The sequence below is a fragment of the Aneurinibacillus danicus genome (genome assembly GCF_007991215.1).
In the GTDB taxonomy this organism is placed as follows: Bacteria; Bacillota; Bacilli; order Aneurinibacillales; family Aneurinibacillaceae; genus Aneurinibacillus; species Aneurinibacillus danicus.
In genome coordinates this window covers 1-6,503 of the sequence record NZ_BJXX01000096.1, presented here as the reverse complement: position 1 = coordinate 6,503, position 6,503 = coordinate 1, and the positions used below count along the sequence as shown (strand labels likewise).

Annotated in this window: 8 protein-coding genes; 4 read left to right on the top strand and 4 right to left on the bottom strand. The window is 45.5% G+C overall.

Annotated features, from left to right (window positions below; genetic code table 11):
• The 4 genes from ADA01nite_RS22425 to ADA01nite_RS10955 all read left to right on the top strand — a co-directional run.
• A partial coding sequence (locus ADA01nite_RS22425; RefSeq protein WP_218029549.1) for a hypothetical protein occupies window positions 1-183 on the top strand: 183 nt, incomplete at its 5' end.
• A 31-nt stretch (window positions 184-214) separates the two neighbouring features.
• Entirely contained in the window at window positions 215-382 is a 168-nt protein-coding gene (locus ADA01nite_RS22030; RefSeq protein WP_170230232.1) for a hypothetical protein, read from the top strand.
• 121 nt (window positions 383-503) lie between these two features.
• Complete coding sequence (locus ADA01nite_RS10960; protein ID WP_146810009.1) at window positions 504-830, top strand: PadR family transcriptional regulator; 327 nt, start codon at window positions 504-506, stop codon at window positions 828-830.
• Window positions 827-1,525: a VanZ family protein gene (locus ADA01nite_RS10955; protein WP_170230231.1), complete on the top strand. Its 699-nt coding sequence runs from the start codon at window positions 827-829 to the stop codon at window positions 1,523-1,525. Before ADA01nite_RS10960 ends, ADA01nite_RS10955 begins: the two co-directional genes overlap by 4 nt.
• On the opposite strand, the gene ADA01nite_RS23050 is transcribed toward ADA01nite_RS10955, so the two are convergent.
• The 4 genes from ADA01nite_RS23050 to ADA01nite_RS10935 form a co-directional block, all read right to left on the bottom strand.
• Window positions 1,472-1,705 carry an SDR family NAD(P)-dependent oxidoreductase gene (locus ADA01nite_RS23050; RefSeq protein ID WP_371863554.1) on the bottom strand — a complete coding sequence of 78 codons (234 nt, stop codon included), beginning with the start codon at window positions 1,703-1,705 and terminating at the stop codon, window positions 1,472-1,474. The two genes, ADA01nite_RS10955 and ADA01nite_RS23050, sit on opposite strands and share 54 nt — an antisense overlap.
• A 158-nt stretch (window positions 1,706-1,863) precedes the next feature.
• Complete coding sequence (locus tag ADA01nite_RS10945) at window positions 1,864-3,093, bottom strand: threonine synthase (protein WP_146810007.1); 1,230 nt, start codon at window positions 3,091-3,093, stop codon at window positions 1,864-1,866.
• Window positions 3,094-3,353: 260 nt separating this feature from the next.
• Entirely contained in the window at window positions 3,354-4,316 is a 963-nt protein-coding gene (locus tag ADA01nite_RS10940) for an aldolase catalytic domain-containing protein (protein ID WP_146810006.1), read from the bottom strand.
• Between the two features lie 184 nt (window positions 4,317-4,500).
• Complete coding sequence (locus tag ADA01nite_RS10935; protein ID WP_146810005.1) at window positions 4,501-6,462, bottom strand: c-type cytochrome; 1,962 nt, start codon at window positions 6,460-6,462, stop codon at window positions 4,501-4,503.
• Between the last annotated feature and the right edge of the window lie 41 nt (window positions 6,463-6,503).

Genomic DNA, 6,503 nt, shown 5'->3' with positions numbered 1-6,503 from the left:
TTTCCTTCTTACCTATGGGATACGTCGACAACGAATCGTCAGGGACGGGAGAAGGGGGGCATGTCACGTTGGTTACGCTCCACACGGAAGGAGAAAACGTCCGCTTCAGGCGTCCCGCACGACAAAGTTTGGCGGAAAGCCAACATTTATGTGTATCTTTGCTTTAAATTAGGGAAAAAATGATGACTAAAGTTTGTGTTGAAGGAGTGAAAAAATGGAAGTAAATATGAGCATGGAGGAAGTTCTTGTACAAATCACACAACTACAAGACAATGGGGAATCACTGAGTAAGAAAAAAGTAAAGCAGGCATATCCTCAACTTATGCAAAGTGCTTTGTATTACTTTCCAAGCTGGGAACACGCTATCCAAAACTGTAAATAATCAGAAAATCCAACCTCGTTAATTCTAGGTTGGATTTTTGCATAAGCGATGTTATCGGACGTAAATATATATCTTGTAATACGACATATGTAGTAGTACAATTAATTAGAGGTGGATAAAAATGGATAAAGAAGTGATGAAGGGAAGTATTGATATCTTATTGCTCTCAATTATTGAGCAACAAGATATATATGGATACAAAATTATTCAGCATTTACGAAAGAAAAGCAATGATGCATATCGTATGAGCCAGGGAACGCTATATCCTGCACTGCAGCGCTTAGAAAAAAAAGGGTGGATTACATCCTATTGGGGAGAAGCGGAAACTGGAGCTCGAAGGAAGTTTTACTGCATAACGGAGAACGGAAAGAAAGAACTTGATAAGAAATTAAAAAGTTGGCAACAAATTAGTTATTTAATTCAATGTTGTAAGGGGGGATTTGCTTGATCGATTTGCAAAGCTATATCCATAGCATCTTAAAAAATATAAATACAAGTGAGGAAAAAAAGACAGAACTAGCCGATGAACTATATGATCATCTTCTTTCAATTAGGCGGGAGTACATAGATAAAGGGATACCAGAAGAAGAAGCAAGCAAATTGGCAATTTATGAATTCGGTAATGCTAAACAAATAGGAAAAGATATAGAGAAATCTCTGTTTCCTTATCAAAAAATCATAAAAATATCTTCTTGGGCTTTGTTTTTTGTATATGCATTTTTAGTTATAGAGAAGCTCTTCTTAGATTCACGTATAGTTTTTCAACTATATCAAAAGGAATTTGGGGCAAGTTACAATTTGATACCATTTGAGAGCATCTTGCAATACACATTAAATTTTAATCGTTACAACCTTGATACGTGGTTATTTAATACATTTGGAAATGTAATCATCTTTATGCCTCTAGGTTTTCTGCTTCCTGTCATATTCAACAACATGAAACGATTTAAAAACATTTTTATTATCTGCTTATTAACAAGTTTAATGATTGAGATGATACAACGAATTACACTACTTGGTTTTTTTGATATTGACGATATCATTTTGAATACAATCGGTGGTACATTTGGTTTTTTTGGCTGGTTTATATTACAAAAGATAAGCCCAAGGTTCATTAAACATAACAACCCGTCCGTAAATTAAGATGGGTTGTTTCCATGAAAAGGAACCTCTCAAGTGTGTATCCATATCCCGCTCTTCATCGGTAATGTCTTCGAGCCCTTCTCGGACACAGGCACCTGCGTTATTCACTAAAATATCAATGCGTCCCCATTTACTTATTGTTTTATTAATGACATCCTGCACGTCCTCTCGCTTACGAATGGAGGAAAAGTATATTTCGCTTTATCACTGTAAAACGAAATATACTTTCCTATACCGGAACAAAGACAGCCGCCCGGTCTATCCGGAGCGGCTATTTTTTACTTGTGAATTTCGACCGTTTCGGTTATGCAAAAAGCAGTACCGTTATAAGCCGGCTTCTATTCCGTAAATATGCGTTCAGCGGATAAGCGGTCGCTCGGCTGCAGGACAGGAACTTCAATATCGACGGTATTTGGATATTTCACCCCAAGCCCTGTATTTAACGCCACAACCGTTTCGCCTCCGCGAATCCATCCCTGTTCCCGCAGGCGGCGAGCGGCGAGGAATGTGGCGGCTCCTTCCGGACAAATAAAGGCCCCTTCGAGACGGGCGACGTTTTGCTGCTCTCCGACAATGGCGTTCTCTTCTACCGCAATCGCGCAGCCCTCCGTTTTATACAGCGCCTCCAACACGAGAAAATCCCCAAGCGCCTTTGGCACATTGATACCGAATGCAATAGTCGAAGAATCCGGCCAGAATTCCGAGGTTTGTTTCTTCTCCTTCCATGCTTTGACGATGGGCGCGCAGTTTTCGGCCTGCACAGCGACCAACCGGGGTAGTTTCCCTTTGATCCAACCCAGCGCTTGTAATTCTGTCAGCGCTTTGTATATACCGATTAATCCTACGCCCCCACCCGTCGGGTATAAAATCACATCGGGCAGCTCCCAGGAGAATTGCTCCGCTATCTCTAACCCCATGGTTTTCTTTCCTTCGATCCGGTAGGGTTCTTTAAGTGTAGAAGCATCGTAAAGACCGAATTGCCGGATGGCTTCTCCTACGATGCTGCCCGCATCACTAATCAGTCCGTTCACCAGGTAAAGGTCGGCTCCTGCAACCGCGCACTCATTTCGCGTAATGGTCGGAGCATCCACCGGCATGACCACCGTCGCTTTTATATCCGCTCTTGCTGCATACAGCGCCCAAGCCGCTCCTGCATTTCCGTTGGTTGGCATGGCCAGCTGTCTGACACCAAGCTCTTTGGCCTTCGATACGCCGACGGCGGCTCCGCGCGCTTTAAAGGTTCCTGTTGGAATGATTCCTTCGTCTTTCATATACAAATGCTCAATTCCCATCTCTTTGCCCAATTTCGGCATCGAAACAAGCGGTGTCATGCCTTCCCCCAGGGAGACGATATGTGCGGCGTCTTCTACCGGAAGCAGTTCATGGTACCGCCACAGATTCGGCTTCCTGGTTGCGACCGTCTCCGGCGTAAGCTTGTTCCGCAATTCGTTAAGGTCATATGCGACAAGCAGCGGTGAACCACATGCACAGAGCTGATGCTTTTCCCTAGAACTATAGGTTTTTTCACATTTCGGGCAATGAAGATGGGAGACATAACTGAATGGCATATGTAAGCACTCCTTTCATTATTTATAAATAAATACGATCTCACAGATAGAGACCGCGCACCACAATGATATCACTAAATTCCGATAATTCAACTTTATTTTATTTGTTTTATCCTTTGTATTTTGCATCAGCCTTGCCTGCCTTCCACACACAGCGTTTGACTGCATAGAAAAAGACTGTTGATTTTGTCTCAACAGCCATTTTTGCTACCTTTGTGAAAAACACGGCACGAGGATTCGTGCCGCGGCATGATGTACTTTTATTTTTTCACCAAAGTATCTACCGTTTCAGGAGAGGTGAGCCTGTCATAAAACGCTGTGAAGTTATCCCGTTCTTCGCTGCTGCGCAGCGCCATGGCCACACGCGGATGCTCATTTAACACCCCGGAAATCATATACGGAATGATATAGCCCCACTCCCATTTTTCACGCATAGCCAGCATATGCTTCTCGATAATGCCCAGTATCGGCTTCAGTTCATAACGCGGATTTTTGAGATGGCTGACGAGAAGCTCGGTATGACAGTTCCCTGCTGCACGACCCATGCCGTATACTGAGGCGTCCAGGAATGTCACTCCATTGTCTATCCCGACCAGCGTGTTGGCAAACGCGAGCTGCCGATTGTTATGCATATGCATTCCCAACTGCTTATTCGGAAGAAGCGCACGGAACTTTTTAACAAGATGTTCCGTGTTTTTCGGATCAAGACTGCCGTATGAATCGACCACATAAACGACATCCACCGCGCTTTGATTCACTGCTTCGAACGCCTCGATCAATTGATGCTCATGCACATGTGACAGGGCCATAATGTTCAATGACGTCTCGTATCCCATATTATGAAATTTTTGCACAAGATCGAGTCCCTTGTTTACATCCTTGATATAGCAAGCAACACGAATCATATCCAGCACGCTTTGTTCACGCGGCAAAATGTCGTTCTCATCCACACGACCGATATCACAAAGGGCCGATATTTTCGTCGCTTTTTTCTCCGGGAAAATTTCTTGCAGGAACCGATCATCCAAAAACCGCCATGGATTCGGCTCTGTAGCGTTTAACAGCTTAGGAGAGTTTTTATAGCCTACTTCCATATATTCAACTCCGGCCGCACTTAATCCGTCATACAGATCCCGAACAAAATCGACGCTGAAATCCCAGTTGTTTACCAATCCGCCATCACGAATTGTGCAATCTAAAATTTTATGGCCTCCTGTTTTCATGATACTCCCTCCACCTCGGCTTGTTTTATATTCTCACTCTGTTACTTTTTAGCTTTTATGCGTTTATGCTTTTATGTGTTAAACTATCGTATGTATTTTATACACCAGCATTTCCTGTGTGTCAATAACCATGAAAACAAAATAACGTCCCTGTTACGAACAGCAGAGACGTTATTTTTTCTCCTTATTCGATTGAATTCACATATTCAACCAGCGCTCTTTTTTCGGCTTCCGTCAGTGCACTTGTATTTCCGTGTTTTCCTTGCTGGTTGCGTGTGGTCAGCACGTCATATATCGTCTTTGCACTGCCGTCATGCAAATACGGCGCGGTAGCCCAGACACTGCGCAGCGTCGGCGTATCAAATATTTCTTTGCTGCGCGGATTCGTATAGCCTGCCCGTGCATCGCCTTTTGTCCCTTTGTCCAGCGGATTCACGGTACCGACGTCATGAAGAAACTTCGTATTGTCCGTCGTGAGTTTACCTGTTGCATTCACCGCTTTGGTGCTATCGGTCATCGTCTCACCGGCATGGCACGCAATGCAGCCAGCTTTGCCTTCGAACAACTGCTTGCCCTGTTCCGCTTTGGCGGTCAACGTCCCGTCGGGATTCCGATACGGACTTTTCGGCACCGGGAAAGAATCCGGGTATTCCAAATACGCTTTGAGCGCATCAAACATCTCTTCGACTTTCGGAGGCAGCGGTTTTCCCGGATCATAGTCGGTCAATCCGCCCATCTCTCCCTGCACCGTCAGCAGGTAATCCGTAAAATCATCGCGGCTGCCATCCCACATAAATAGCCCGGTCCGCATCGCCAGCACATTGCTCGGCACATTGCGCGGTCCTCTGGGCGTCATCAGCGTCAGGCCATTGATGTCGCCATCGGCGTGGCAGGAAGCACAGCTCATCCAGTTGTTACCTGTAATCGGTGCCGCAAACTCATCGGAATTACCGCTAAAAAAGATCGTTTTTCCCTGACGAACCAACGGCGGAAGCGAGTCTTTGGCAATCAATCGGAGGGTGTTCGGCTTAGCTTGCGCTTCAGCGTACGGGTCATTCCCCCCTGTTTCCACAATGGCCATATCATGGCTCATCGCATTATGGATGTACAGACGATTACTATCATTGGAGAGCACCATGCCACGCGGATTGTTGCCCGGAACTCGGCGCACAAGCTGCGTAGCATTGCCGCCGCGCGTCAAATCAAATACCATTAGATCCTCGCTGCCTGCCATCAGTACGAAGGCTTTGCTTCCGTCCGGCAAAAACGCGACATCCGTCGGATTTGAGACAATAATCGTTTCGTTTTTGACATCTCGGACGTCCATTTGCTTAAAAAGCTCCTTGCGCTCCTTTTGAATTTCCTCGTCCTTGGTTACATCAATAACCGAAATCGCCGGAAAGACGGTTTCCTCGAAATGAATAGGCGTATCGACATTGGTGAGCAGATGCGGCACCCATGCGGTTTTACCGTCCGGAGCAATAACAAACTGCTCCACCGTATTTGGAATTCCCTGGCTTTTCTTTCGGTCTTCTTTGTCCGGAGAAGGGGAAAGCGCAATGACTTTCTTCACCTGATTCTCTTCGGTGTTAATAACGCTGATATGACCTGAAAGATAGTGCGTCACATATAGCTTGTTTCCTTCGGCCGTCATGGCCAGCCCCCGGGGTCTCTCCTCTACATTGATGGTTCCTGTTACCTTCCTCTCCTCTGCATCAATGACCGAGACAGTGGAAGAGCGATAGTTTGCAACATAAACCTGGCTGCCGTCCCGATTGACCACCACACCAAACGGCTCGATCCCTACAGGCACCGAACCTGTCACTTTTTTGTCAGCCGTATCAATGATATCGACTTTATTGTCAAACATACAGGTAACATACAACACCCGGTCGTCGGGACTGAGGGCAAGCTGACGCGGCTCACGGCCAACTGGAATCTCAGCAATTACTTTATTTTGTTTGGTATCCAGTACCGACACCGTGTTGACGTCGATATTGGCAATATACAACAGACTGCCATCCCGGTTTTTGGTGATGTTATTGCTTGAAGTCGGCGTGGTGCGCTGCACGCTTTCTTTTTGCCCGCATCCCCCGACGAGCAACAGAACGAGCAGAACCACCGTCCAAATTCCCCATTTTTTCATTTTGTTTCTTCCCCCGTATTTCTCTGTTTTCTGTGAAAATC

Coding starts and splice junctions, on each gene's coding strand:
- ADA01nite_RS22030 (WP_170230232.1), top strand. CDS start 215: ATGGAAGTAAATATGAGCATGGAGGAAGTTCTTGTACAAATCACACAA.
- ADA01nite_RS10960 (WP_146810009.1), top strand. CDS start 504: ATGGATAAAGAAGTGATGAAGGGAAGTATTGATATCTTATTGCTCTCA.
- ADA01nite_RS10945 (WP_146810007.1), bottom strand. CDS start 3,093: ATGCCATTCAGTTATGTCTCCCATCTTCATTGCCCGAAATGTGAAAAA.
- ADA01nite_RS10940 (WP_146810006.1), bottom strand. CDS start 4,316: ATGAAAACAGGAGGCCATAAAATTTTAGATTGCACAATTCGTGATGGC.
- ADA01nite_RS10935 (WP_146810005.1), bottom strand. CDS start 6,462: ATGAAAAAATGGGGAATTTGGACGGTGGTTCTGCTCGTTCTGTTGCTC.